This is a genomic window from Halorussus sp. AFM4, assembly GCF_051194995.1.
In the GTDB taxonomy this organism is placed as follows: domain Archaea; phylum Halobacteriota; class Halobacteria; order Halobacteriales; family Haladaptataceae; genus Halorussus.
In genome coordinates, this window is record NZ_JBNTJT010000001.1 from 1,163,628 (window position 1) to 1,185,853 (window position 22,226).

The following is a 22,226-nucleotide window of genomic DNA, read 5'->3' on the forward strand; positions in this document are numbered from 1 at the left end:
TTAAGCCGTCAGTCGGGGACCAAAGGAACGGAATGACACAGTCGCTGCTCGACTGGGAGCCGCGGGATTGGCAGACCACCACGGAGGGGACGGTCCGGTTCGCGCTCGTCGGCGTGGGCTGGTGGACCCGGGAGTTCGTGCTGCCGGCCATCGAGACGAGCGACCTCTGCGAGACCACCGCGGTCGTGACCGGTTCGACCGAGAAGGCCGACCGGGTCCGCGAGGAGTACGACACGGTCGAGCGCGGGCTGACGTACGAGGAGTTCGTCGACGGCGAGGCGACCGACGCCTACGACGCGGCGTACGTCTGCACCCCGAACGCGACCCACTTGGAGTACGTCGCGGCCGCGGCCGACCACGGCAAGGACGTGCTCTGCGAGAAACCGATGGAGGCGTCGGTCGAGCGCGCCGCGGACCTGGTCGCGGCCTGCGAGGACGCCGGCGTGACGCTCATGATCGGCTACCGGATGCACACCGAGCCGGCGGTGCGGCGGGCCCGCCAGCTGGTCCGGGACGGCGTCGTCGGCGAGCCCCGGCTCGTCCACGGGGAGAACTCCCAGCCGCTGCTCGAGATGATCGACGACCCCGACCAGTGGCGGCTGAACCCCGACCTGACGGGGTACGGCACGTCGGTGATGGACCTGGGCATCTACCCGCTGAACACCGCGCGGTTCGTGCTCGACGCCGACCCGGTCGCGGTGCAGTCGATGATGCAGTCCTCGCACGAGGCGTTCGACGAGGTCCCCGACGAGGTCGCCGCGTTCTCCGTCGAGTTCGACGACGGGACGTTCGCCTCGTGCACGTCGAGCCAGAACGCGAGCGACCACACCCGGCTCGAGATCGTGGGGACCGAGGGCCGGATCGAGCTCGAGCCCGCGTTCCACATGGAGACCGGGCTGACGGTCGATCGCGGCGGGACGACCGTCGAGGTCGACGCCGAGCAGGTCGACCAGATGGAGGTGGAGTTCGACTACTTCGCCGACCGGGTGCTCGCCGGGGAGGACGTCTACGCAGACGGCGAGCACGGGCTCGTGGACATGCGGACGATCAAGGCGATTCACGAGGCGGCCGAGACCGGCGGGACGGTCGAGGTGTCGGAGTAGCCCCGATCGAGTGTCCGGGCGGAGTCGGTTGCGCGGGCGGGCCGGTCGAGAGATCAGTGACGGCGGCCGAGGACGACCGGCGGGAGTCGAGCAGACTTTTCACCGCCCGACGCCTCCCTCCGGGCATGGACTGGGCCGACCTCTTCGACCGGGCCGAGCGGTACGGGACCGACGTGGAGACGATACGCGCGTCGCTCGCCGAACGGCGCGAGGGTAGCGTCGACCGCGACGCGAGCGAGGAGAGCGAGGAGAGCGAGGAGACCGAGGATGCCTGAGGCGCCCGAGACGAACCCGGCCCGGATCGTCGCGGACGCCGACGTGCTGGTCGCGGACCTGCTCGGCGGCGACGCCGACGCGGGGAACGCGGCGCGGGCGGCGATGGACGAGGTCCGGCGCCACTCGTGGGTCGAACTGGTCGCCAGCGACGCCCTGCTCGACGACGCCGAGGCCGTGATCGCGGACCTCGCGGACGACGACCTGGCGGCGGCGTGGCGCGAGCGCGTCGAGGACCTGCGCGTCGACGTCGACCACCCCGAAGGCGACCACCCCGCACTGGCGAGCGCGTACCGGGGGCAGGCCGCCCACCTGCTGAGCTACGACGAGGGGCTCACCGGCGCGGCGGCCGGCGCCACGTTCGGCTCGCGGCTGAACGTGAGCGTCAAGACCCCCGACGGGTTCGCGGCGCTGTTCGACGCCGCGTCGCTGTACGAGGCGGTCGAGGGCGGCGAGTACCCCGGGCCGGACCGCGACCCGCGGGCCTAGGCGTCCAGCGTGCGCAGGAGCACCCCGGCGAACGCGCCGAAGGCGACGGCCGCGCCGGCGACGAACGCGAGGGCGGGGACGAACACGTCGTCGAACGCGAGCCGGTCGAACTCGGTGACGTAGCGGAAGACGTGGGCGGCGAACGCGGTGCCGCCGGAGAGCGCGAGGAGGCTCCCGAGGGCGAACGCGAGCGAGCCGACCGCCGGCCCGAGTCCGCGGTCGGGGGAGTCCGTGTCGGTCATACGGGGGTCTGTTCGGGCCCGGAGTCTCACTTTTTCGCTATCGCGGCGCACGGACCTCGTCAGTGCACGCCGTGCACTTCGGTAGGCGCCCGCGGAGCCACAGACTCCGGGTGCTGATGCGGTGACTGCCCGCCTGGCGGAATGGACAACCGTATTACAGAACCGAATTCCAGTAGCGCCGGCTACAGAAATATAGTTCAGATTACACTTTAGGGGTCGCGGGCCCTACCTACAGGTGAGGACAGACCGATGAAACTCGACACCCGACTCCGCCGGACCGCGCCCTCGGTCCGGACTCGGCGCGGGCGCATCGCCTCGGGACTCACCCGCACCGCGGTCCCCGTCGCCGCCACGCTGGCGCTCGCGGCCGCGGCGCTGCTGGCACTCGCGGTGTTCGTCACCGCGGCGGCCCACGTCCCCGTCACGCTCCCGGTCCTGCTGGCGGGCTGGGCCGCCGGCGTCGCCCTGCTCGTCGCGCTCCCGCTGGCCGTCGTCCGCGCGGCGGTCGCGGCGATCGAACGGACCCAGTGAGGCCTCCTTTTTCGCGCTCGACCTATCGCCGTACGTCGAAAATCGTTAACACGACCCGGAGTCCATGTCCGCGTGGGGAGATAGCATGTGCCATAGACGCGGCGACTGGTCCCGAACGCCCAGCAGAGCCAGCGAACCGGACGAGGAGACCGAACGCGAGGAGTCGCCGGGCTGGGTCCGCGCCAAGGACCGCCTCGTCGAACTGGTCTCGCGCGACGAGTCCGAACCTGACCGCGAGACGCCCGAGCGGCCGGCAGCCGAGGCCGACGCGGCGACGTTAGACGAGGAGACGACGGAGAGCGAGGTCGAAAGCGAACCGACCGAGCGCGACGAGGCCGACGACGAGCGCGAGGAGGAGCCGATTCCGGCGGACGACTAGCGACGCCTCTTTTTCAGAGGACGGTTGGACGTTGCAGAAACCCTCGCCCAGCAACGGTGGGGCTCGTTGAGAGTGGCAACAGAACCGACGCACTGGAAGTCTCGAAAGCCCCCGGCCCCTGTCAGGCCACCCACAACAGGGTTTGTCTCACCGGTCGCTTCCCGTGGCCAGTGTCACCGCGCTCTCGCCAGCGGATGCGCCGGCCGGCGCCACGGTGGGGTTCCGGTCGTCTCGACTAGGGAGCTTTTTCGTGCCGGGCCACAGAGGGAGAGGCGTGCGCGAGTACCCCTTCGAGTTGGCGCTGTGCGCGCACCTCGAAGCCGCCGAGGAGGTCGTCGTCGCCCGGCAGCTGGGCGGCGGCGTCCGCGCGCCGGCCAACCGCGTGCTCGACGTGGTCTGCGTCGAGCCGGGTCCCGAGTTCGAGGCCCGGGCGAATCTGACGCCCGAGACGATTCCGGACCTCGCCATCGAGAGCGACGTCGGCGTCGGCCGGGCGCGCGACCCCCGCGAGGCCATCGACGCGCCGCCGGAGCGCGCCCGGCGCGTCGCCGAGGAGGCGGTCGAGATCGGTTTCTTCGAGCGCGCGGTCGGCGGGGGCGTCCGGCGGGTCGCCCGCTACCCCGACGACTGGTTCGGGCGGCTGACTGCCATCGAGAACAAGCCCGACCTCGGCGAGCCCGGCGACCTCGAACTCCAGCTCCGGAAGGACGCCGCGCTCGGGCTGGTCGACGAGGTGGTGCTGGCGACCGAGAGCTACGTCACCGGCGCCCACCTCAACCGCATCCCCGACGCGGTCGGCGTCTGGCGGTTCGACCCCGAGGCCGGCGACCGCGAGGTGGTCCGAGCGGCCGAGTCGCTCCCCGCCGACGACTGGGGCGTCGAACTCCTGGAGGAGCACCCGCTCCGGACCGACGTGGCGACAGTCTCGCCGGCCGAGAAGGCCCGACGGCGCAGGAAGGTCGCCGAGCGCGCCTACGGCAAGGGGTGGCGGCCCGACGCGCTCCCGGGCTGTGGCGAAATTGAGGTCGCAGAGCGCGAGGGGAGCGTCGGGCTCCCGTACTGCGCCTGGAAGGACCGCGTCGTCGACCCCGCGAACTGCGGGCCGGACTGTCCGGGCCACGAGCCCGCCGACCCGCCCGCGTTCGACGCCGCCGAGGCGCGGGACGGCCGGACGCCGTGGGTCGCCGAGCCCGAGGGCGAGGCCCGACGCCAGGCCGGCCTCGACCGGTTCGGGTAGGCCCGTTCCACTTACCCCACCGGCGTCTCGTCGTCGACCGCGTCGAGCAGGTCAAGCCTGGCCAGCAGGTCCCGCGTGGGTCGCCCCCGCACGTCCCACTCCCGGCGGTCGTAGTAGGTCGAGAGCAGCGCGTCGAACGCCTCGGGGTCGATGGCCTCGCCGGCCCGCGGCCCGTTCTCCAGCGGGTCGGTCAGCTTCGCGGGGAGCTCGTCGTCGTCGCGGTCGAACCCCTCCCGGACGTTGAACAGCCGGGTCAGCGTCCAGGTTCGCTCGCCGGCGGTCCGGAGCTCCGCCTTCGAGTAGTCGAGGCCGACCGCCGAGAGCCACGCCGCGCCGAGGTCCTCGAACGCCTCGCCCGCGAAGTCGTCGGCGACCAGGCTCCAGAGCAGCGACCGGGCGTCCTGCTCGGCGATCACCGCCTCGGCCCGGCACTCGCGGTCCCACGAGTCGGCGGCGAACACCTCCTCGACCACCGGCCGGGCCCGGCGGTGGCAGGCGCCCCGGTCGCTGGTGGCGTAGGCCAGCGCCATCGACGCCGCGCCCCGGGGGTCGTAGGTCGGCAGCTCCATCGCCTTCACGGTCGGCACCAGGTCGGCGCCGCCGTAGCGGTCGGCCGCGGCGTCGACGCCCCTCGCCAGCAGGTCGCCGAGTTCGGTGTCGCGGCGGGCGATCTCGCCGAGCAGCTCGCGGGCCGCCGCCTCGTCGCCGAACGAGAGGTCGCGGTCGAGGACGCCCTCCTCGCTCGCTCGAATCGCCCACGCCACGGCGTTGCCCGCGCTGATGACGTCGACGCCGAGCCGGTCGCAGGCCTCGCCGAGCGCGGCCACCGCGTCGAAGTCGTCGATGCCCAGCCCCGACCCGAGCGAGATGGCGGTCGCGCCCCGCGGGACGCTCTCGCGGGTCTCGTCGGCGCGGGATGCGTCCGACTCCGGGTCGGTGTCGTCGGCGTCCTCGTCCGGACCCGCTGTCGTCTCGACCCGGAAGCCGCCGGGAATCGCGCCCTCTCGCTCGCGGGCGACCGCGGCCCGGCGGACCGCCTCGATGCCGACCGCGCCCGCGCCGTCGAACGCGCCGGCCTGCCAGCCCCGGGTCGGGAGCACGCCCACCGCGTCGGCGAAGTCGACGGTCTCGACGGTCTCGCTGGCGGCCTGCCACCGGCCGGTGTCGCCCGCGGCGAACCGGGCCTCGGCGTCGGCCCGGCGCTCGGCGAGGTCGGCCGGCGGGTCGGGCGGGTCGCCGTCGGCGACGACCGCCTTCAGGCGCTTGGCGCCCATGACCGCGCCGGCGCCGCCCCGGCCGGCCTGGTGGTCGCCGCCGTCGGAGGCGATGGTCGCGTACCGGACTCTGCGCTCGCCGGCGGGCCCGACGCAGGCCGCCGGCGCGTCGAGCGCCTCGGCGGTCTCGGCGGCGTCGCCGCCCCAGAGGTCGCCCGCGGGTTCGAGCGCGGCGTCGCCGTCCCGGATTCGCAGCACGGTCGGTTCGTCGGCCGCGCCCTCGACCAGCACGGCGATGACGTCGTCGAGTGCTCCGGCGAGCGCGCCGGCGAAGTCGCCGCCGGCGTAGGAGTCGAGGAACGCGCCGGTCAGCGGCGACCGGGTGACCGCGGCGTAGCGCTGCTCGCCCGGCGTGAGTCCCGACAGGGGCCCGAGCGCGAACAGCAGGGCATTGTCGGGGCCGAGCGGGTCGGTGCCCGGGTCGAGCTCCTCGTAGAGGTACCTGGCCGCGAGCCCCTTCCCGCCGAGGTAGCGCCGGCGCCACGCCTCGGGGACGGGCTCGCGCTCGACGCGGTCGTCGCTCAGGTCCACCCGGAGGAGCCGGTCCGGCGGTTCGTAACCCTCACCCATCTCCACCCAGGTACGTCCCGCACGGTGGTAACGGTTCGGGTGCCGGGGCGGACCGGGTCGGGCGGCGCGACGCGCGACTCGGGCGGCGCGACGGGGACACTTTTGGGTCTCACCGTCGAAGCGTCGGGCATGTACGACCGCATCCTGGTGCCGACCGACGGCAGCGACCAGCCCGCGGTGGTCCGCCACGCGCTGAACGTCGCCGAGCTGGCCGACGCGACCGTCCACGCGCTCTACGTCGTCGACGAGAAGGCGCTGGACTACCAGCCCTCGGAGTCGGGCCGGAAGGAGACCCGCGAGGCCCGCCGCGAGGAGGGCCAGGCGGCCGTCGGCGACATCGCCGAGGCCGCCGAGGAGCGGGGCCTGGAGGCGGTCACCGCCATCGAGGAGGGGTCGCCGGCCGAGACCGTCGTGGACCACGCCGACGAGGTCGACGCCGAGATGATCGTGATGGGCACTCGCGGCCGGTCGGGCGTCGACCGCTACGTGCTCGGGAGCGTCACCGAGCAGGTGGTCCGCCGGAGCGAGGTGCCGGTGCTGACGGTCAACCTCGAGCGCCAGCGCCGGGCGGTCCGCGACGACGAGACCGCGGTCGAGCGCGCGAAGGAGGTGCTGGCCGACGAGGGCCACGAGGTCGCGGAGGTGCCCGAGCAGCCCTACCGCGAGAGCAACACCTGGATCGTCCGGGCGGTCACCGCGGACGGCGACACCTTCAACGTCCACCTCGACGCCGCCTCCGGCGAGTCGCGGGTGGCGAAGATCCGCAGCGAGTGACGCTGCAGGGACGGCGCGTGGGGTTCGAGGCGCCGCCCCGCGAGCTATTTCCCGCTGGCCGCCCAACTCCGTAGCATGCCCGCCGGAGTCGTCATCGCCGGGGGTCGCTCGACCCGGTTCGGCGACGAGGACAAGGCGGTCGCGGCCCTCGCGGGCGTGCCGATGATCCGCCGGGTCGCCGACCGCCTCGCGCCCGTCGTCGACGTCCTCGTCGTCAACTGCCGAGCCGACCAGCGCGAACCGATCGCCGACGCGCTCGCCGGCTACGACCGGCCGGTCCGGTTCGCGGTCGACCCCGACCCCGACCGCGGGCCGATGGCCGGCATCCGGACCGGCCTCCGGGAGGTCGAGTCGACCGACTCGGCCTACGCCTTCGTCGCGGCCTGCGACATGCCCTTCCTCGACGCCGACCTCGTGGAGTACCTCTTCGAGCGCGCCCGGGGTCGGGAGCCGGGAGAGAGCGACGCGTCCGGCGAGGAGGGCTCGCCCGCCGAGGTGGCGAAGGCCCGCGACGCCGCGGTCCCCCGGCCGACCGAGTGGTTCGAGACCACCCACGCCGTCTACCGGGCGACGCCGATGGCCGACGCCTGCGACCGGGCGCTGGCCCGGGGCGAGCACAAGATCATCGAACCGCTGTTCGAGCTCGACTACGTCACGGTGGGGGCCGACGAGCTCGCCGCCTTCGACGCCGACAGCTTCGAGAACGTCAATACCCGCGAGGAGTTCGCGGCCGCCGAAGAGCGCCTTCGGTGAGTCCGGTCCGCTACAGGCCCGCACCCGAGATTGCCCCGCTCAAGACCGCTCGACCACGGCGACGACCGGGTCGTCGGCGACCATCCGGGTCAGCGCGACGCGGGGCACCGACTCGGGGGCGCGAGCCAGCACCTCCTCGGCGATTTCGCGCCCGACGGCCTCCAGCTCCGGATCGTCGACCATGTTGACGACCGGAATCGCGGTCGCGCCCTCGGGAACGCCCTTCAGTCCCGCTTCCTCGCTCGCGAGCACCGCGGCCACGTCCGCGGCCCGGACCTCCTCGCCGACCTCGCGGCCGGTGACCGCGGCCACCCGCTCGGGGCGGTGGACCCGCTCGTCGGTGAGCGGCTTGCCGACGATCCGGGCGCTGGCGACCGGGAGCACGGTGTCGGCCGCCCGGGGAATCCGTGGCTCCCGGTCGTTCGGCGCCTTCAGCCACCGGGTGCGCGCGCCGTCGGCCTTGACGAGGACGGGGCCGTCGTGGGCCGCCGCGAGGTCGCCGACCGTCTCGGGGTCGTAGCCGCGGTAGCGGTCCTCGCGCTCGCGCTCCGGGACGAGACCGAGCGGGAAGCGGTCGGCTCGGCCGGCGGCGGCCGCGGGGTCGTCGGTGACGACCACCTCGGCGACCTCCTCGTCGAAGATGGGGATGCGCACCGTCGCGGTGACGACCGCGCGGTCGAGGCGGTCGGCCAGCGCGTAGAGGGTGGTCTTCTTCCCGCCCGCGCCGACGACGCAGGTCAGCCCGGTCGCGGTGCCGAGGGCGTCGGGGAGGTCCATACTCCCGGGTCGTACGCCGGGCGGGCACAAAGTTCTCACGTCGGAATCCTCCCGTTGGCGGTCCGGTAGGCGCACGCTAACCAGTAGCTAAAAACCGGCCGACGGTGATACCTGCCTCCATGCACGACACCTCCCGGCGGTGGCTGGCCGCCGCGCTGGCGCTGGCGTGTTGCCTCGCGACGGCGGCGCCGCTGGTCGCCGCGTCGAACGCGACGAGTGGAGCGGGACAGAACGCGACCGACACTGGACCCGACCCCTGCGCGGGGACGATAGCGTCGCCGGCGAACGGGACGACCGTCATCAGCGTCCAGGGGTTCCGGTTCGGGAAGAACGGCGGCAAGCGCCCCGCCAAGCTCGTCGGGGTCGGCCCGGGCGGCGAGGTCGAGTGGGTCCACCAGAACGGCGAAAAGTACGACGTGGTGTGGGGCTACGACGTCGACCCGATGGCCAACGGGAACCTGTTCGTCACCGCGACGGTGAAGGGTCACGAGACGCTGGTGTACGAGTTCGACCCGCAGACCCAGGAGCGGGTCTGGTCGAAGACCTTCGACGAGGCCGACACCCACGACGCCGACCTCATCAACAACGGGACCGCGATCCTGGTCGCCAACATGCGCAACTACAACGAGTCGGCCGGGCGCAACGACGACCGCATCTTCGTCTACAACCGGACGACCGACGAGATCGCGTGGGAGTGGCGCTTCGCCGACCACTACGACCCGGAGAACCTGGAGGAGAACTACACCGACGACTGGACCCACGTCAACGACGTCGACAAGATCGGCGAGGGCCTCTATCTGGCGTCGCCCCGGAACTTCGACCAGGCGATCGTGGTGAACCGCTCGACGAACGAGATCGCCATGAAGCTCGGCGAAGACGGGAAGAAGGACATCCTGAACGAGCAGCACAACCCCGACTACCTCGAGAGCCGGAACGGGACGCCCACGCTGCTGGTCGGCGATAGCGAGAACGATCGCATCGTCGAGTACGCGAACCCCGATGGAGACTTGACGAACGGCACCGGGTGGAACCGGACCTGGACGCTGACCGGCGACCTCAGCTGGCCGCGGGACGCCGACCGCCTGCCGAGCGGCAACACCCTCGTCACCGACTCCAGCAACCACCGCGTGATCGAGGTGACGCCCCGGGGGAAGGTCGTCTGGGAGTTCTACGCGCCGTGGCTGGTGTACGACGCGACCCGGCTCCCGGCGGGCGAGCACGGCGGCCCCACGATGACCGACCTGAACGCCACCGGGACCTACGAGGTCCACGGCGGCGCCGACGTCCACCGGAACGCGACGCGCCTGGAGGCGTGCCACGAACTGCTCGCGAACGTGAGCGGCCTGGCCGACGGCGGGTCGGCCATTGGGACGACCGGCGGCGAGCCGACCGACGGCGCGACCGCCGAGGAGACGACCGAACGCGCGATGGAGGACGAGACCAGCCGGAGCGCGGCCGGCGAGACCGACGACGAGCGGGTCGAACCGGCGGGCGCCCGGACAGGCGTGGCCGGCTTCGGTCTCCTCGCGGGCGTCGCGGGGCTGCTCGCCGGCCTCGCGCTGCTGTGCGTCGGAAGCGGAACGTCGCGGCGCCGATAGACACCTCGACCGGCTCCTCCTTCAGAGCGTGTACCGCTCGCCGTCGACCGCCAGCGGCTCCTCGAACGCCTCCTCGACCGGGTAGAAGTGCGAGACGTGGACGAGCCGGGTCTCGGCGGCGTCGAGGTCGTCGGCCAGCGCCAGCGCCCCCTCCCGGGTCATGTGCTTGGTCCCGAACGTCCGGGCGACCCCGTCCGGGCCGTGGTGGTCGCCGCCGGCGGGGTGGTGCTCGCAGAGGTGGGCGGGGACGATGCCGTCGGCCAGCAGCAGGTCGGGGTCGGCAAGCGCCGCGCGGCTCTCGTCGGGGATCGCGTAGCTGGTGTCGCCCGACAGCGACAGCTTCGCGCCGGTCTCGGGGTCCTCGACGACGACGCCGTAGCAGACCAGCGGCGGGTGCTCGACCGGCACCAGCGTCACGTCGAGCCCGCAGACCGAGAACGGTTCGAGCGGCGGGTGGTCCCGGACCGTCACCCGGTCGAGGTAGTCGTACTTCGAGCGGATCGTGTCCGCGACGCTCTCGCCGGTGACGGGGTCGACCTCGTCGGCCGCGTGGACCGGTAGGTCGTCGAACAGCCGGTAGGCGTTGCCGAGGCCGTCGAGGTGGTCGAAGTGTATGTGAGATATCACGACCTCGTCGGGCAGGCCGACGTCCCGAGTGAGGAACTGGTGGCGGAAGTCGGGGCTGGCGTCGACGAGCAGCGACTCGCCGGTCCGCTCGTTGCGGACGTGGACCGAGAACCGGGAGCGCTCGACGCCGCGGGTCCTGGCTTCCTCGCAGGTGTCGCAGTCGCAGTCCGGCGTGGGCGTCCCGGTCGTGTCGCCGGTGCCGAGGAGGGTGACCTGCATCTGCTGCGGGGTAGTCGCTTCGGGTACAAAGCTTTCGGGGACAGAGCCGCTGCCGCGGTTCCGGCTGCGGCGATCTCCGGTGCTCTGTGGGCGCCGCGCGGCGGCCGAGCGCCCCGTCACTCCGCCTGCAGGCACTCGGCCGCTCGTTCGTTTCTCCGGACGTTACACGGTCTTGCCGTGGAGGTGAATTCGGTCCCAGACGATTCCACCGAGGACGATGACCAGTAGCGGTGCGACGAACAGCAACATGTCTGCGAACCGCAGTACCACGATCGCCTCCCCGACGACCGCGGCGACCGCCACGATGGCCGCCAGCGCGATCCCGTACCGTACCCGGTCGGACAGGTCGCTGAACTCCATCGCGTACGGTCGTTGTCGAGTGACGCGGAAAAGGCCGGTGGATAGTTAGCGTCTCGCACGGCGTACAAACTCCGAACGACGGTCTCGGCGGTCGTCGCCGTGGAAAGGACAGTGCGAATCCGTCGGTCAGTGGTCGTGGTCGTGGCTGTGCCCGCCGTCGGCGCTCGCGCCGCCGGAGATGTCGCCGCCGGCGACCAGCGCGTCGTGGTCGCCCTCGATCATGTCGAGGTCCTTGAGGTTGTCCCGCTCCTCGAAGTCCCGGACGGCCTCGACGAAGTCCTCCTGGGTCAGCGCGGTCCGCTCCTCGGTCAGCGCGTCGAGCACCGCCTCCCGGAGCACCATCCGGAGGTCGCTGCCGGTCAGCCCCTCGGTCTCCTCGGCGAGCTCGTCCGGGTCGAAGTCGACGATGTCCATCGGCCGGGTGATGAGCCGGAGGATGTCCGACCGCATCTGGCGGTCGGGCTTCGGGAAGTTGACGATCTCGTCGAAGCGCCGCCAGGCCGCGGCGTCGAGCTGGTCGGGGTGGTTGGTCGCGCCGATGAGCAGCACGTCGTCCTGGATGAGGCTGATGTTGTCGATGGACTTCAGCAGGGTGTTGACCGCGCGCTTGATGGCGGCGTGCTCGTCGCTCGCGCGGGTCTTGGCCACGAAGTCGAACTCGTCCATGAACAGGATGCACGGCGAGAGCCGCTTTGCCACCTCGAACACCTTCTCGACGTTCTTGGCGGTCTCGCCGAGGTACTGGCTGGTGATCATCGACAGCTTGACCTCGACGAACGGGAGGTCGAGGTCGTAGGCCAGCGCCCGGGCGGTCGAGGTCTTGCCGGTGCCCGGCGGGCCGACGAACAGCAGCTTGCCGATCTCCCGCAGCCCGATCTGGGCGAGGTACTCGCGGTGCTCGATGGCCTTGACGATCTTGTGGATCTCGGCCTCCTGGTCCTCGGTGAGCACGAGGTCGTCGAGCGTGGTCTCGATCTCCTCGGGCGCCCGGATGTCCACGAGGTCGAGCATCTCCTCCTCCTCCTCGTCGGCGAAGTACTGGGCCAGCAGCCCGTCGATCCACGCCCGGTCGGCCTGCACCGGCCGGTTGGCCTCGCGGGCCGCCTCGTAGTCGGCGCCGTCGATCTCGTCCTCGAAGGCGCGGGCCAGCACCGGGTTGTGGAGCACCCGGTCCTCGCCGCGCTGGAGGAACCACTCCTCGGCCATGTCGGGCTGGGTGAGCTCGAGCGACCCCGAGAACTCGTCGCGGTCGGTGAACATCAGCTCCGAGACGGCGCTCCAGGGGTTGTCGACCCCGGTCGCCTGCCGGGCGTTCTCGATGGTCGGGCGGATCGGGCGCTCGATGCCCAGCGGCGAGTCGTCGCCGCCGGGCCGGTCGGTCGTTTGGGTCGCGCCGTCGGGCCAGAACACCTGCCGGTAGCGCGGGGGAAGGTCGTTCTCGTCCAGCGATCGGTTGTCGTTGTAGAGACTCGCGGTGAGCAGGAATTCGACGACGTCCAGTGCCGCGTCGCTCATTCCCGGGAGTTTTGACGCCAAAGGTGCTTAAGCGCGTCGAAGCCCGCCTGTTCCGTGCGAGTCGGCCGGTTCGCGGGCGCTTGCTCTCGCTGACGGAGAGTACCGACAGGGCGGTGCTGACGCGGTCGATGCTGTCGTGGTCAGTGCTGTCGCGGTCGATGCTGCCCGGGTCGGTGCTGTCGTGGTCAATGCTGCCCGGGTCGGTGCTGCCGGAGTCGGGGTCGCTGCCGGAGTAAGTGTCGCGGCCCGAGACGGTACCGCCGCGGTCGCGCGGAGACGGACTACGCCGCGGTCGCGTTACCGTCGATGGCGCTCTCGTCGATGTAGATGACCGTGCTGCTGATGACGCAGCCGCTGTCGTGGAGGTACCGCTGGACCTCGTAGCGCTCGTAGCCGGACATGTACTGGTCGATGTCGGCGGCGCTGTCGTACTGCTTCGAGCAGGAGTCGGCGTCGCCGAGCGCGATGACCACCGGCGGCTTGTCGCCCTGGAGCAGTTCGGCCCGCTTCACGCTGTCGGTCTCGGCGCCGTACAGCTCCATGTACCACGCGAACGGCAGCCGGGCGAACCAGCCGTCGCCCGCGGGCGGCGCGGCGTGCGAGTCGGGATTGGGCGCGTGGAGGTTGTCGCCGTCGAAGCCCGGATCGTCGCCGTAGTACATCACGTCGATGCCCTCGTTCGACTGGGCCACCTGCTTGATCTGGCGGAGCACGGGCTTCATCTCGCTGGAGGACTGGGCGTACTGGACCAGTTCGTTGTCCGCGCTCTGGGAGTTGACGTACGAGGTGTTGACCGCGGTGGCGCCGACCTGCCCGGCGACGAGCAGCAGCACCAGCGCGGCCGCGGTCGCCGAGACCGCGTCGCCGTCAGCCACGCTCTCGACCCCGAGGCGGCCGATGAGCGCGAGGCCGACCGCGGCCGGGACGACCAGCGGGACGATCATGTGGATGGTCTCCCACGGGAACGGGTTGTCCACGATGACGGGGTAGCCCAGCACGCTGGCGAGGCCCCAGTAGCCGGCGAACGACACGACGTCCCGGGGCAGGTCGTCGGCGTAGCGGTCGACCACGAAGCCGACGACGGCCAGCGCGACCAGCGCGATGGCGCCCGCCTCGAGCACCGCCATCAGCGGCTTGAGCGCCGAGAGGTACGACCCCTCGTTGCCGCCGCCCCACTGGCCGACGAACTCGTTCCACGACCCGAAGACGGCCTCGTCGATCACCGCCGGCAGCAGCGTCGGGTTGCCCAGCGCCTCGTAGAGGCCGGGGACGTCGGTGCCGAGCCGGTCGGTGTTCCGGGGCGCGTAGAAGAACACGAAGATGGCGAAGAACTCGAAGACGGCGAGCGCGAGGTGGGGCCACCAGTCGGCGAGGCCGCGGGCGGTCACCGCGAGTCGGTCCCAGACGACTCCGAGCAGACCGCGCTCGCCCGCCCGGTCGACGAACAGCCGGTGGTCCCACAGCAGCGCGAGCGCGCCGAGCCAGCAGACCGGGTAGACCAGCGCGTTCTCCTTGGTGGTAAAGGCGAGCGCGAACGCCGCGACGCCGGCGTAGAGGAACGCGGGCCGCTGGTGGTCGTACGCCCGGACGAGGAAGCCGAACGCCACGAGCATGAACCCCGCCAGCAGCACGTCGTTGCGGTAGAACCGCGAGTAGTACAGCAGGATGGGGTTGAACGCCAGCAGCAGCGCCATCGCGACGGTCTCGGAGTCGCGCAGCCGCTGGCGGAACAGCAGCGCCGACAGCGGGAGCAGGCCGCCCAGCAGCGCGACCACGAACCGCATCGTGAAGTCCGACGCGCCGAATAGCTCGAACAGGTGGCCGTTCACGATGGTGAGGAACGGGCCGTGGACGATGGGCCGGTACTCGTAGGCGCCGTTCTCCATGAAGCGGTAGGCCCAGTAGGCGACCCGGGCCTCGTCCTGGTGGGCGACGCGGGCGCCGAGGTTGACGAACCGGGCGAGCAGCGCGACGGCGGTGATACCGACCACGACGAGCTGGGTCCGGGAGGCGAAGCCGGTCAGCGTCTCGGCGACGTCCGGGGTCGACCGGGAGGTCTCAGTTTTCGATGCCATGAGTGGGTTCTGTGGTGGGTTTCGGAGGGCGGGGAGGGAGGGTCCGTGTGCGGGCGACGCGAGCCGAACGGGTCATTGGACAGTTCTAGCTGCGGGTTCGGACAAATAGTTTCTGGACCGACGCGTAGAGACCAGCTCTTCGTGTGGGTCGTCGAAGGTCCTAGTGATGGGTGGTCGCGGAAACCAGGAGGCGGAGCAGAAAAGAGGCCAAAAGGCGGGGCAGAAAAGCTAGCTATTGCGTCACATCTGTCCCGCACAGCACCGCAACTGCGGACCTCACACCCCCAGCCTCCTCGCTCACTGCGTTCGCTCGTCTCTCGCACGCTTGGCGCGGCACGGAGGCCGCGCCAGCACGCGCCGGATGGAAGGTCAGATAGAGAGTCCGCGTGCCCCGACCACCAACCGCCTCCTGCCGTCCGGAAACTCCGCGCCACGCGCCGGGAGTTCTACTGTCATTTAAGACCATCGAGAACGATTACCGAGGTATGGGAGACGACACGACTCCAGTCATCGCGAAGGCCGTCCGGACGCCGCAGGGCAAGGAAGACGGCGTCTTCGCCGACGTTCGGAGCGAGGACCTCTCGGTGCCGCTCATCAATACCATCCTCGAGGAGACCGGCCTCGACAGCGAGCACGTCGACGACCTGATGTGGGGCGTCGCCCAGCAGCGCGGCGAGCAGGACAACAACGTCGCGCGGGTCATCGCGCTGCTCTCGGACCTCGGCGAGGGCGTGCCGGCCGCCTCGATCAACCGCTGGTGCGCCTCGTCGATGCAGGCCGTCATCAGCGCGAGCGACGCCGTCCGGGCGGGCCAGCGCGAGGCCATCATCGCGGGCGGCGTCGAGAACATGAGCCGCGTCCCGATGGAGGGCGGCTACGACAGCGTCCACCCGCGGCTCGCCGAGATGTACAACGTCGGCGAGCTCCAGATGGGGATGACCGCCGAGAAGGTCGCCGAGGAGTACGGCATCTCCCGCGAGCAGCAGGACGAGTACGCGCTCCGGAGCCAGCAGCGCGCGGCCGAGGCCAGCGAGTCCGGCCGGTTCGACGACGAGATCGTCCCCATCGAGACCGACGAGGGGCTGGTCGAGACCGACGAGGGCATCCGGCCCGACACCAGCATGGAGGCGCTCTCCCAGCTCCCGACCGTGTTCAAGGGCAACGGCACGGTCACGCCGGGCAACGCCTCCCAGATCTCGGACGGCGCGGCCGCCACGCTGGTCACCAGCGAGGCGTTCGCTGAGGACCACGGCCTCGACGTCCTGGCCTACGTCGGCGACAACAACGTCGCCGGCGTCGACCCGACCGTGATGGGCATCGGGCCGGTCCCCGCGACCCGCGGGCTGCTCGAGCGCACCGGCGAGTCCATCGACGAGTTCGACCTGGTGGAGCTCAACGAGGCGTTCGCCAGCCAGACGGTCTACTCGAAGAACGAGCTGGGCGTGCCCGACGAGAAGTTCAACGTCAACGGCGGCGCCATCGCGCTGGGCCACCCGCTGGGCGCCTCGGGCGCCCGCCTGCCGGTGACGCTCGTCCACGAGATGGAGAAGCGCGACGCCGAGAAGGGCCTGGCGACCCTCTGCGTCGGCTTCGGCCAGGGCGCGGCCATCACCTTCGAGCGGAAGTAAGGCCGGCGGTTCTTTTCATCAACGTTTTGCAAGCGAGAGAGCGAACGGACGTGAGCGACCGAGCGGTGCCGCCGGGTGACCGACTGCACCTGCAACAAGTAGTTTGACGGATGACACCGTAGCCGCTCCATGGTCGACCTGGCCTTCTCGACGAACGCCTACACCCGCCACCCGCTCCCGGAGGCGGTGCGTCGCATCGCGGACCACGGCTACGCCGGCGTCGAAGTACTCGGCGACGAACCTCACGCCTACTTCCCGGAGTTCGGCGACGGGGACGCCCGGGCGCTCCGGGAGGCGCTCGACGAGACGGGGCTCGCCGTCTCGAACGTGAACGCGAACACGGCGATGGGCTACTACGACGACGCGCCGCCGTCGTCGTTCTTCGAGCCGAGCATCGTCACCGCGGACGACGAACGGCGGGCCTGGCGGGTCGAGTACACCAAGCGGGCGATCGACCTCGCGGCCGACGTCGGCGCCCCGGCGGTCTGCGTCGCGACCGGGCGGCCCCTGCCGGGGAACCCGCCCGAGGAGGCCCGCGAGTACCTCGACGAGTCGCTCGACGAGATTCTCGACCACGCCGAGTCGGAGGGCGTCGAGGTCGGCATCGAGTTCGAGCCCGAGCTGCTGGTCGAGTGCACCGACGAGGTGCTCGAGCTCGTCGAGCGCCACGATCGGGACGCGCTGGGCGTCAACCTCGACGTGGGCCACGCCGCGGTCTACGGCGAGGACCTCGGGGAGACGATCCGTCGGTCTGCCGGCAACATCACCGGCGTCCACCTCGAGGACATCGTCGGCGGCCGGCGGGGCAAGCACTACCACCGGATCCCCGGCGAGGGCGACCTGGACTTCGCGGCCGTCTTCGACGCGCTCGACGACGTCGGCTACGACGGGTTCGTGACGATGGAGCTGTACACGTACCCGGACGAACCCGACCGGGCGGCCCGCGAGGCGTTCGAGGCGCTCGCGCAGTACGTCTGAGGCCGCCGGCCGGAACCCTTTTGGTCGCGTCCGTCGCCCGTTTCCGGGCCATGGCCGAGTGTACCGTCTGCGGCGGACGGGTCCACGAGTACGAGGACCTCACGACCACCCACGGGGGAGAGACGTACCGCTTCTGCTGCGACGAGCACAAGGAGGAGTTCGAGCGGGCCCCCGCGACCTTCCGGTAGTCAGTCCCGCGACGCCAGCAGCGACGGCGCCTCGAAGTCCATCTCCACGTCGTCGGCGACGCCGAGCAGGTCGGCGATCGTCGGGGCGACCGCCCGCGCGTCGACCGGCCCGTCGAGCGCCACGTCGGGAGCCGCCGGGCCGCCGAGCCCGTAGACCGCCGGCGTCTCGTCGTCGACGCGGCCGTGCGACCCCGACACCTTCGTCGGGTCGAGCGAGACCAGCCCGGAGTCGCCGAAGAACAGCTCGCACGGGTCGAACCCCGGCTTCGCGTGGATGTCCATGTCGGTCGCGTAGGCCGGGGCGTCCCCGTCGTCGTCCCACCAGTAGTACTGGAACCACGCGTCGGGCTCCGCGACCAGCACCAAGTCGCCCGCGTTCGGGTGGTCGACGCCGCGCTCGGCCTTGCCCCGGTCGCCCAGCACCTCGGCCACGCCGTCGAGCGGCGCGAGCGCCTCGCGGGCGTCCGGCGCAGCGTCGGCGTCGACGTAAACGTGCGCGACCTGGTGGTCGACCATGGCGAACGCGTCGGAGGCCGGGAGGTCGACCACCTCGCCGCCCTCGCCGTCGTCGCGGACCGACAGCAGCCCGGCCTCCCGGAGCGCGCGGTTGGGGAACACCGGCGTGTCGACCGCGTGGAAGCCGTACTCGCTGACGACGTTGACGACGGTCTCGTCCCACCGGTCGCCCTCGCGGAGGTCGTCGAGGAACTCCCCGACGAGCTCGTCGACCGTCCCGACCTCGGACTCGAGTTCGGGCGCGTCCGGCCCGTGTCGCTGGGCGTCGTAGTCGAGGTGGGGCACGTACACCCAGAGCAGGTCGGGGTCGTACCGCTCGACGGCCTCGCCGGCCGCGTTCAGTATCCACTCGCTGCTCTCGTCGTTCGCGCCGGGGCCCCAGTACCGGTGGAGCGGGAAGTGGCCGTACTCGGCCTCCAGTTCGTCGTAGAAGCCGTCGGGGTTGGTCCAGCAGTTCATCTCGATCAGGTCGTTGTTCTCGTCCTCGATCGGCGAGGGCGTCACCGCGACGTCGGCGCTGGTGCCGATGAGGTGCTGGAAGAACAGCGCGCCGGTGGTGAGCCCGGCCTCGCTCGCGGTCTCCCAGATGCGGTCGCGGTCGCCCCGGTCGCGCTCCCAGAAGGCGACGGTCTCCCGCTCGCGGTCGTACTCGCCGCTGGAGACGTCGCCGTGGCTCGCGGGCGACCGGCCCTCGCCCAGCGTCGTCTGGACCGGCACGGTGACCGCGGGGAACGGCGGGCGGAGCGGGGCGGTCGCGCGCTCGCCCAGCGTCTCGGCGACGTTCGGCGCCAGCCCCACCGCGACGTGTTCGGGACGGAGCCCCACGACGTCGAGCACGACGACCCGACCCGCCTCGCCGGTCCCGGCGTCGTCGACGCCGCCGTCAGTCGCCACCGGCGTCCACCTCCGCGCCGGCGTCGCCTCGCTCGTCGCCGCCCCGCTCCCGGGCGTACTCCCGGAGCCGTTCGAGCTGTCGGGAGAAGTCGTGGTCGTCGACGCCCAGCGGCGCCTTGAAGAACGACGCGAGGTGGGGCTGGAGGCCGGCCTCCCCGCGCTCGTCGGCGTAGGCGACGAGCCGGACCAGGTCGAGGACGAGCGGGGCGGCCAGCGCGGAGTCCGAGCCCTCCCAGGTGAACTGCAGCTTCATCTCGGTGTCCAGGAACCCCTCGAAGTGGATGTAGTCCCAGGCGGTCTTCCAGTCGCCCAGCGACGGCGTGTAGTCGATCCGCACCCGGTTGTGCTCGATGTCGGGCAGGATGCCCTCGAGGACGCCGCCCTTGCTCTGGAGCTTGCCCGCCTCGTTGGCCTCGTCCTCCAGGACGCGGCCGTCGGCGTTCCCGAGAACGTTGTGGCCCTCCCACGACATCACGTGGAGATTCCGGCCGGCGAACATCGGCGCCAGCGCCGACTTCACCAGCGTCTCGCCGGTCTTGGCGTCCCGGCCCATGTGCGGGACGCCGTTCTCGACCGCGAGCTCCCGGAGGCCGCCGAGCGCGCTCCCGGTGCTCGGCGTGAAGTTGACGTAGGGGTGGCCGCCCTTCAGGGCGGCGTAGGCGTACAGCGAGCTCGCCGGCAGGCCCGGATCGTCGTCGGCCACGGCGTCCTCGAACGACGCCAGGGTGTCGTAGCGCCCGGGCTCCTCGACCGGGGCCTCGGTCGACGCGAGGTTCACCACGACGACCCGGTCGAGGTCGTGGGCCGCCCGGAACGACTCGTAGTCGTCCCGGATGCGGGAGACGACCGCCGCCAGCGACCGCTCGGCGTCCGCGGCGTCGTCGGCGAGGGCCGCGATGGTCTCGCCGGCGTTGACCGCCGTGCCCGTCCGGACGCGGTCGTCGATGGCCCGGAGGTCGTCGGCCACCGCGTCGACGGTGTCGCGGTCGGGCGCGCCGCCGGCGGCCATGGTCCGGGCCGACTCGACGAGGCTCCCCTCCCGGACCTCGTGGCCGCCGAACGTCAGGTCGGCGACGTCGGGCAGCGCGAGCCCCGCCATCGGCGGCCGGGCCGTCACCAGGCCGGTCTCTTCGGTCTCGCCGCGGGCCAGCGCCCGGGCGCCGACCGCCGCCATCGTGGCGACGTTGCCGCGCGCGCCGATCAGCCAGACCCCCGTTCCGGTCATCGTGCCCCTCGCTCGCCTGCGCGCTCGCCCGGCGCGGACAGCTTCGTTCCCGGTGCTCGAAGTCGGACCGCAGAAGCCGCAGTTCCGTCCATCACCCGCCGGCCTTCGGCGGCCAGCCGCTTAGTTATCCAGTAGTTTCGCTGATGCGAACGCGGCTCCCATCGCCTGATAACCGGGAGCGCCCGGCCGCCGCGGTGACGGAACACCCGAATAACCGGAGGGGGAACGGGGTTACGCGCACCCGGACTCGGGATCGGGTCTGGTTCGCGGGGAGTGGCCGTCCGGTCGAAACGGTCTCTTTCCGGCGTCTCGGGGCCGGACGCGGGAAACCGACGAATAACAAAGGGACTCCCCGACGAGGTGCGTGGGCATGCCAATCATCGACCCGCACATGCACATGATATCGCGCTCGACGGACGACTACGAGCGGGCGCGACTGGCCGGCATCGAGTGCTGCGTCGAACCGGCGTTCTGGAGCGGGCAGGACAAACAGCACGCCGGGTCGTTCTTCGACTACTTCGAGCAGATCATCGAGCACGAGACCGACCGGGCCGAGCGCGTCGCCGGCGTCGACCACTACGTGACCATCGGGCTCGAACCCAAGGAGGCCAACTACCCCGAGATGGCCGAGGAGGTGCTCGAACGCATCCCCGAGTACCTCGACCGCGACCCCGTCGTCGGCGTCGGGGAGATCGGCCTGGACCAGGACACCCAGGAGGAGCGCGAGGCGTTCCGGCGCCAGCTCCGGATGGCCGAGGAGCGCGAGCTCCCCGTCATCGTCCACACGCCCCACACCGACAAGCCCGAGGGCACCCGGACCATCGTCGACATGATCCAGGACGAGGACGTCACCGAGGAGCGCATCATCATCGACCACAACACCGAGAACACCATCGACACCGCCCTCGAGACCGACTGCTACGTCGGGTTCACGCTCTACCCCGGGAAGATCGAGGACGAGAAGGCCATCGACCTGCTGGAGGAGTACGGCACGGACAAGATGATCCTGAACAGCGCGGCCGACTGGGACCCCTCGGACCCGCTGGCGGTGCCGAAGGCCCGCGACAAGATGCTCGACCGCGGGTGGGACCGCGAGGAGGTCCGGAAGGTCGTCCTCGAGAACCCCTACGAGTTCTTCGACCGGTCGCCGAACTTCGACTACGAGCCGTAACATGGAGTTCGGATTCTCAGCCAACGCGTTCCAGGAGTACGGCCCGGTCGAGACCGTCGAGACGCTGGCCGAGCTGGGGTACGACGGCGTCGAGCTGCTGTTCGGCGCGTCGCACCTCCACCCCGACGACACCGACGAGGCCGACGTGGCGGCGGTCAGGGACGCGCTCGACGACAACGGGCTCGCGATCAGCAACTGCAACGCGTTCATGATCTCGGCCGAGGATTTCCAGCACCCCTCCTACGTCGAGCCGGACGCGGAGTACCGCCGGCAGCGCATCGACTACACCCGGGAGGCGCTCGAACTCGCCGACGCGTTCGACGCCGATTCGATCTCCATTCAGCCCGGCGGGCCGGTCCCCGACGGGAAGTCCCGCGAGTGGGCGATGGAGACGTTCGCACAGGCCCTGGGCGAGCTCGTCCCGACCGCCGAGGAGACGGGCGTCGACATCCTGGTGGAGCCCGAGCCCGACCTGCTCGTCGAGACCACCGACCAGTTCCTCGACCTGATGGACGCGGTCGACTCCGACGCGGTGGGGTGCAACTTCGACGCCGGCCACCTGTTCTGCGTGGGCGAGGACCCCGCCGCCGCGGTCGAGACGCTCGGCGAGTACGCCGCCCACTACCACCTCGAGGACATCCCGGCCGACCGCACGCACGAGCACACCCAGCTCGGCGAGGGCGGGATGGACATCGACGCCTTCCTCGAGGCGGTCGACGACTCGGGCTACGACGGGTTCGTCACCGTCGAGCTCTACCCGTACCAGGAGACCGCCGCCGAGACTGCCCGCGACGCCATGACCTACCTGGAGGAACGCGGGTGGGCGTGAC

Annotated in this window: 23 protein-coding genes; 14 read left to right on the forward strand and 9 right to left on the reverse strand. The window is 71.3% G+C overall.

Translation table 11 applies throughout. The features are described from left to right. Window positions 1–32: 32 nt before the first annotated feature. The 3 genes from gfo6 (at window position 33) to ACQUQF_RS06080 (ending at window position 1,865) form a co-directional block, all read left to right on the forward strand. Window positions 33–1,103 carry a D-xylose 1-dehydrogenase Gfo6 gene (gene gfo6, locus ACQUQF_RS06070; protein WP_435176784.1) on the forward strand — a complete coding sequence of 357 codons (1,071 nt, stop codon included), beginning with the start codon at window positions 33–35 and terminating at the stop codon, window positions 1,101–1,103. A gap of 125 nt (window positions 1,104–1,228) precedes the next feature. Further along, the gene (locus tag ACQUQF_RS06075; protein WP_435176786.1) at window positions 1,229–1,378 is read left to right on the forward strand and encodes a hypothetical protein; all 150 of its coding nucleotides are present in this window, start codon (window positions 1,229–1,231) and stop codon (window positions 1,376–1,378) included. Beyond that, on the forward strand, window positions 1,371–1,865 hold the full coding sequence (locus ACQUQF_RS06080; RefSeq protein WP_435176788.1) for a DUF7384 family protein: 495 nt from the start codon (window positions 1,371–1,373) through the stop codon (window positions 1,863–1,865). The genes ACQUQF_RS06075 and ACQUQF_RS06080 overlap by 8 nt, the downstream gene beginning before the upstream one ends. On the opposite strand, the gene ACQUQF_RS06085 is transcribed toward ACQUQF_RS06080, so the two are convergent. Then, a complete protein-coding gene (locus ACQUQF_RS06085; protein ID WP_435176790.1) occupies window positions 1,862–2,107 on the reverse strand; it encodes a hypothetical protein in 246 nt (81 codons plus the stop codon). The two genes, ACQUQF_RS06080 and ACQUQF_RS06085, sit on opposite strands and share 4 nt — an antisense overlap. A gap of 249 nt (window positions 2,108–2,356) precedes the next feature. Between ACQUQF_RS06085 and ACQUQF_RS06090 the strand changes: the two genes are divergently transcribed. From ACQUQF_RS06090 to ACQUQF_RS06100, 3 genes are all read left to right on the forward strand, one after another. Further along, entirely contained in the window at window positions 2,357–2,638 is a 282-nt protein-coding gene (locus ACQUQF_RS06090; protein WP_435176792.1) for a hypothetical protein, read from the forward strand. A gap of 85 nt (window positions 2,639–2,723) precedes the next feature. Next, complete coding sequence (locus ACQUQF_RS06095; RefSeq protein WP_435176794.1) at window positions 2,724–3,017, forward strand: hypothetical protein; 294 nt, start codon at window positions 2,724–2,726, stop codon at window positions 3,015–3,017. A gap of 274 nt (window positions 3,018–3,291) precedes the next feature. Continuing rightward, on the forward strand, window positions 3,292–4,254 hold the full coding sequence (locus ACQUQF_RS06100) for a DUF5787 family protein (RefSeq protein ID WP_435176796.1): 963 nt from the start codon (window positions 3,292–3,294) through the stop codon (window positions 4,252–4,254). 11 nt (window positions 4,255–4,265) lie between these two features. Here ACQUQF_RS06100 and ACQUQF_RS06105 read toward each other — a convergent pair whose 3' ends face one another. Continuing rightward, on the reverse strand, window positions 4,266–6,098 hold the full coding sequence (locus tag ACQUQF_RS06105) for an aldehyde ferredoxin oxidoreductase family protein (protein WP_435176798.1): 1,833 nt from the start codon (window positions 6,096–6,098) through the stop codon (window positions 4,266–4,268). Window positions 6,099–6,227: 129 nt separating this feature from the next. Here ACQUQF_RS06105 and ACQUQF_RS06110 point away from each other — a divergent pair, with 129 nt between their 5' ends. Further along, window positions 6,228–6,872, forward strand: coding sequence for a universal stress protein (locus ACQUQF_RS06110; protein WP_435176800.1), 645 nt, complete (start codon window positions 6,228–6,230; stop codon window positions 6,870–6,872). A gap of 75 nt (window positions 6,873–6,947) precedes the next feature. Continuing rightward, window positions 6,948–7,625, forward strand: coding sequence for a molybdenum cofactor guanylyltransferase (mobA, locus tag ACQUQF_RS06115; protein WP_435176802.1), 678 nt, complete (start codon window positions 6,948–6,950; stop codon window positions 7,623–7,625). Between the two features lie 39 nt (window positions 7,626–7,664). Here the strand turns inward: mobA and yqeC are convergent, their stop codons facing one another. Beyond that, window positions 7,665–8,402 carry a selenium cofactor biosynthesis protein YqeC gene (gene yqeC / locus ACQUQF_RS06120; RefSeq protein WP_435176804.1) on the reverse strand — a complete coding sequence of 246 codons (738 nt, stop codon included), beginning with the start codon at window positions 8,400–8,402 and terminating at the stop codon, window positions 7,665–7,667. Window positions 8,403–8,521: 119 nt separating this feature from the next. Between yqeC and ACQUQF_RS06125 the strand changes: the two genes are divergently transcribed. After that, a complete protein-coding gene (locus ACQUQF_RS06125; protein WP_435176806.1) occupies window positions 8,522–10,000 on the forward strand; it encodes an arylsulfotransferase family protein in 1,479 nt (492 codons plus the stop codon). A 21-nt stretch (window positions 10,001–10,021) separates the two neighbouring features. On the opposite strand, the gene ACQUQF_RS06130 is transcribed toward ACQUQF_RS06125, so the two are convergent. The 4 genes from ACQUQF_RS06130 to ACQUQF_RS06145 form a co-directional block, all read right to left on the reverse strand. Beyond that, window positions 10,022–10,846 carry an MBL fold metallo-hydrolase gene (locus ACQUQF_RS06130; protein ID WP_435176808.1) on the reverse strand — a complete coding sequence of 275 codons (825 nt, stop codon included), beginning with the start codon at window positions 10,844–10,846 and terminating at the stop codon, window positions 10,022–10,024. A 162-nt stretch (window positions 10,847–11,008) separates the two neighbouring features. Further along, window positions 11,009–11,206: a hypothetical protein gene (locus tag ACQUQF_RS06135; protein WP_435176810.1), complete on the reverse strand. Its 198-nt coding sequence runs from the start codon at window positions 11,204–11,206 to the stop codon at window positions 11,009–11,011. Between the two features lie 126 nt (window positions 11,207–11,332). Next, window positions 11,333–12,721 carry an ATP-binding protein gene (locus tag ACQUQF_RS06140; RefSeq protein WP_435176812.1) on the reverse strand — a complete coding sequence of 463 codons (1,389 nt, stop codon included), beginning with the start codon at window positions 12,719–12,721 and terminating at the stop codon, window positions 11,333–11,335. A 281-nt stretch (window positions 12,722–13,002) separates the two neighbouring features. Next, the gene (locus tag ACQUQF_RS06145) at window positions 13,003–14,796 is read right to left on the reverse strand and encodes a flippase activity-associated protein Agl23 (RefSeq protein WP_435176814.1); all 1,794 of its coding nucleotides are present in this window, start codon (window positions 14,794–14,796) and stop codon (window positions 13,003–13,005) included. Window positions 14,797–15,281: 485 nt separating this feature from the next. Here ACQUQF_RS06145 and ACQUQF_RS06150 point away from each other — a divergent pair, with 485 nt between their 5' ends. The 3 genes from ACQUQF_RS06150 (at window position 15,282) to ACQUQF_RS06160 (ending at window position 17,590) form a co-directional block, all read left to right on the forward strand. Next, the gene (locus ACQUQF_RS06150; RefSeq protein WP_435176816.1) at window positions 15,282–16,424 is read left to right on the forward strand and encodes a thiolase family protein; all 1,143 of its coding nucleotides are present in this window, start codon (window positions 15,282–15,284) and stop codon (window positions 16,422–16,424) included. Between the two features lie 129 nt (window positions 16,425–16,553). After that, on the forward strand, window positions 16,554–17,402 hold the full coding sequence (locus ACQUQF_RS06155; RefSeq protein WP_435176818.1) for a sugar phosphate isomerase/epimerase family protein: 849 nt from the start codon (window positions 16,554–16,556) through the stop codon (window positions 17,400–17,402). Window positions 17,403–17,452: 50 nt separating this feature from the next. Continuing rightward, a complete protein-coding gene (locus ACQUQF_RS06160; protein WP_435176820.1) occupies window positions 17,453–17,590 on the forward strand; it encodes a TRASH domain-containing protein in 138 nt (45 codons plus the stop codon). Here the strand turns inward: ACQUQF_RS06160 and ACQUQF_RS06165 are convergent, their stop codons facing one another. Together ACQUQF_RS06165 and ACQUQF_RS06170 are read right to left on the reverse strand one after the other, a co-directional pair. Further along, window positions 17,591–19,000, reverse strand: a complete 1,410-nt coding sequence (locus ACQUQF_RS06165; RefSeq protein ID WP_435176822.1) for an alkaline phosphatase family protein — start codon at window positions 18,998–19,000, stop codon at window positions 17,591–17,593. Next, window positions 18,990–20,225 (reverse strand): inositol-3-phosphate synthase, encoded by a 1,236-nt coding sequence (locus tag ACQUQF_RS06170; RefSeq protein WP_435176824.1) that lies wholly within the window; start codon window positions 20,223–20,225, stop codon window positions 18,990–18,992. The genes ACQUQF_RS06165 and ACQUQF_RS06170 overlap by 11 nt, the downstream gene beginning before the upstream one ends. Window positions 20,226–20,595: 370 nt before the next feature. Here ACQUQF_RS06170 and ACQUQF_RS06175 point away from each other — a divergent pair, with 370 nt between their 5' ends. Together ACQUQF_RS06175 and ACQUQF_RS06180 are read left to right on the forward strand one after the other, a co-directional pair. Continuing rightward, window positions 20,596–21,396: a TatD family hydrolase gene (locus tag ACQUQF_RS06175; protein WP_435176826.1), complete on the forward strand. Its 801-nt coding sequence runs from the start codon at window positions 20,596–20,598 to the stop codon at window positions 21,394–21,396. Between the two features lies 1 nt (window position 21,397). After that, complete coding sequence (locus tag ACQUQF_RS06180; protein ID WP_435176828.1) at window positions 21,398–22,225, forward strand: sugar phosphate isomerase/epimerase family protein; 828 nt, start codon at window positions 21,398–21,400, stop codon at window positions 22,223–22,225. Window position 22,226 lies beyond the last annotated feature (1 nt).

Bases quoted from the DNA above. Each gene is read 5' to 3' on its own strand.
- ACQUQF_RS06155 (WP_435176818.1), top strand. From the start codon at position 16,554: ATGGTCGACCTGGCCTTCTCGACGAACGCCTACACCCGCCACCCGCTC.
- ACQUQF_RS06130 (WP_435176808.1), bottom strand. From the start codon at position 10,846: ATGCAGGTCACCCTCCTCGGCACCGGCGACACGACCGGGACGCCCACG.
- ACQUQF_RS06075 (WP_435176786.1), top strand. From the start codon at position 1,229: ATGGACTGGGCCGACCTCTTCGACCGGGCCGAGCGGTACGGGACCGAC.
- ACQUQF_RS06095 (WP_435176794.1), top strand. From the start codon at position 2,724: ATGTGCCATAGACGCGGCGACTGGTCCCGAACGCCCAGCAGAGCCAGC.
- ACQUQF_RS06170 (WP_435176824.1), bottom strand. From the start codon at position 20,225: ATGACCGGAACGGGGGTCTGGCTGATCGGCGCGCGCGGCAACGTCGCC.
- ACQUQF_RS06080 (WP_435176788.1), top strand. From the start codon at position 1,371: ATGCCTGAGGCGCCCGAGACGAACCCGGCCCGGATCGTCGCGGACGCC.
- ACQUQF_RS06175 (WP_435176826.1), top strand. From the start codon at position 20,596: ATGCCAATCATCGACCCGCACATGCACATGATATCGCGCTCGACGGAC.
- ACQUQF_RS06180 (WP_435176828.1), top strand. From the start codon at position 21,398: ATGGAGTTCGGATTCTCAGCCAACGCGTTCCAGGAGTACGGCCCGGTC.
- ACQUQF_RS06105 (WP_435176798.1), bottom strand. From the start codon at position 6,098: ATGGGTGAGGGTTACGAACCGCCGGACCGGCTCCTCCGGGTGGACCTG.
- ACQUQF_RS06085 (WP_435176790.1), bottom strand. From the start codon at position 2,107: ATGACCGACACGGACTCCCCCGACCGCGGACTCGGGCCGGCGGTCGGC.
- yqeC (WP_435176804.1), bottom strand. From the start codon at position 8,402: ATGGACCTCCCCGACGCCCTCGGCACCGCGACCGGGCTGACCTGCGTC.
- gfo6 (WP_435176784.1), top strand. From the start codon at position 33: ATGACACAGTCGCTGCTCGACTGGGAGCCGCGGGATTGGCAGACCACC.
- ACQUQF_RS06140 (WP_435176812.1), bottom strand. From the start codon at position 12,721: ATGAGCGACGCGGCACTGGACGTCGTCGAATTCCTGCTCACCGCGAGT.
- ACQUQF_RS06150 (WP_435176816.1), top strand. From the start codon at position 15,282: ATGGGAGACGACACGACTCCAGTCATCGCGAAGGCCGTCCGGACGCCG.
- ACQUQF_RS06110 (WP_435176800.1), top strand. From the start codon at position 6,228: ATGTACGACCGCATCCTGGTGCCGACCGACGGCAGCGACCAGCCCGCG.
- ACQUQF_RS06135 (WP_435176810.1), bottom strand. From the start codon at position 11,206: ATGGAGTTCAGCGACCTGTCCGACCGGGTACGGTACGGGATCGCGCTG.
- ACQUQF_RS06160 (WP_435176820.1), top strand. From the start codon at position 17,453: ATGGCCGAGTGTACCGTCTGCGGCGGACGGGTCCACGAGTACGAGGAC.
- ACQUQF_RS06090 (WP_435176792.1), top strand. From the start codon at position 2,357: ATGAAACTCGACACCCGACTCCGCCGGACCGCGCCCTCGGTCCGGACT.
- ACQUQF_RS06125 (WP_435176806.1), top strand. From the start codon at position 8,522: ATGCACGACACCTCCCGGCGGTGGCTGGCCGCCGCGCTGGCGCTGGCG.
- ACQUQF_RS06145 (WP_435176814.1), bottom strand. From the start codon at position 14,796: ATGGCATCGAAAACTGAGACCTCCCGGTCGACCCCGGACGTCGCCGAG.
- mobA (WP_435176802.1), top strand. From the start codon at position 6,948: ATGCCCGCCGGAGTCGTCATCGCCGGGGGTCGCTCGACCCGGTTCGGC.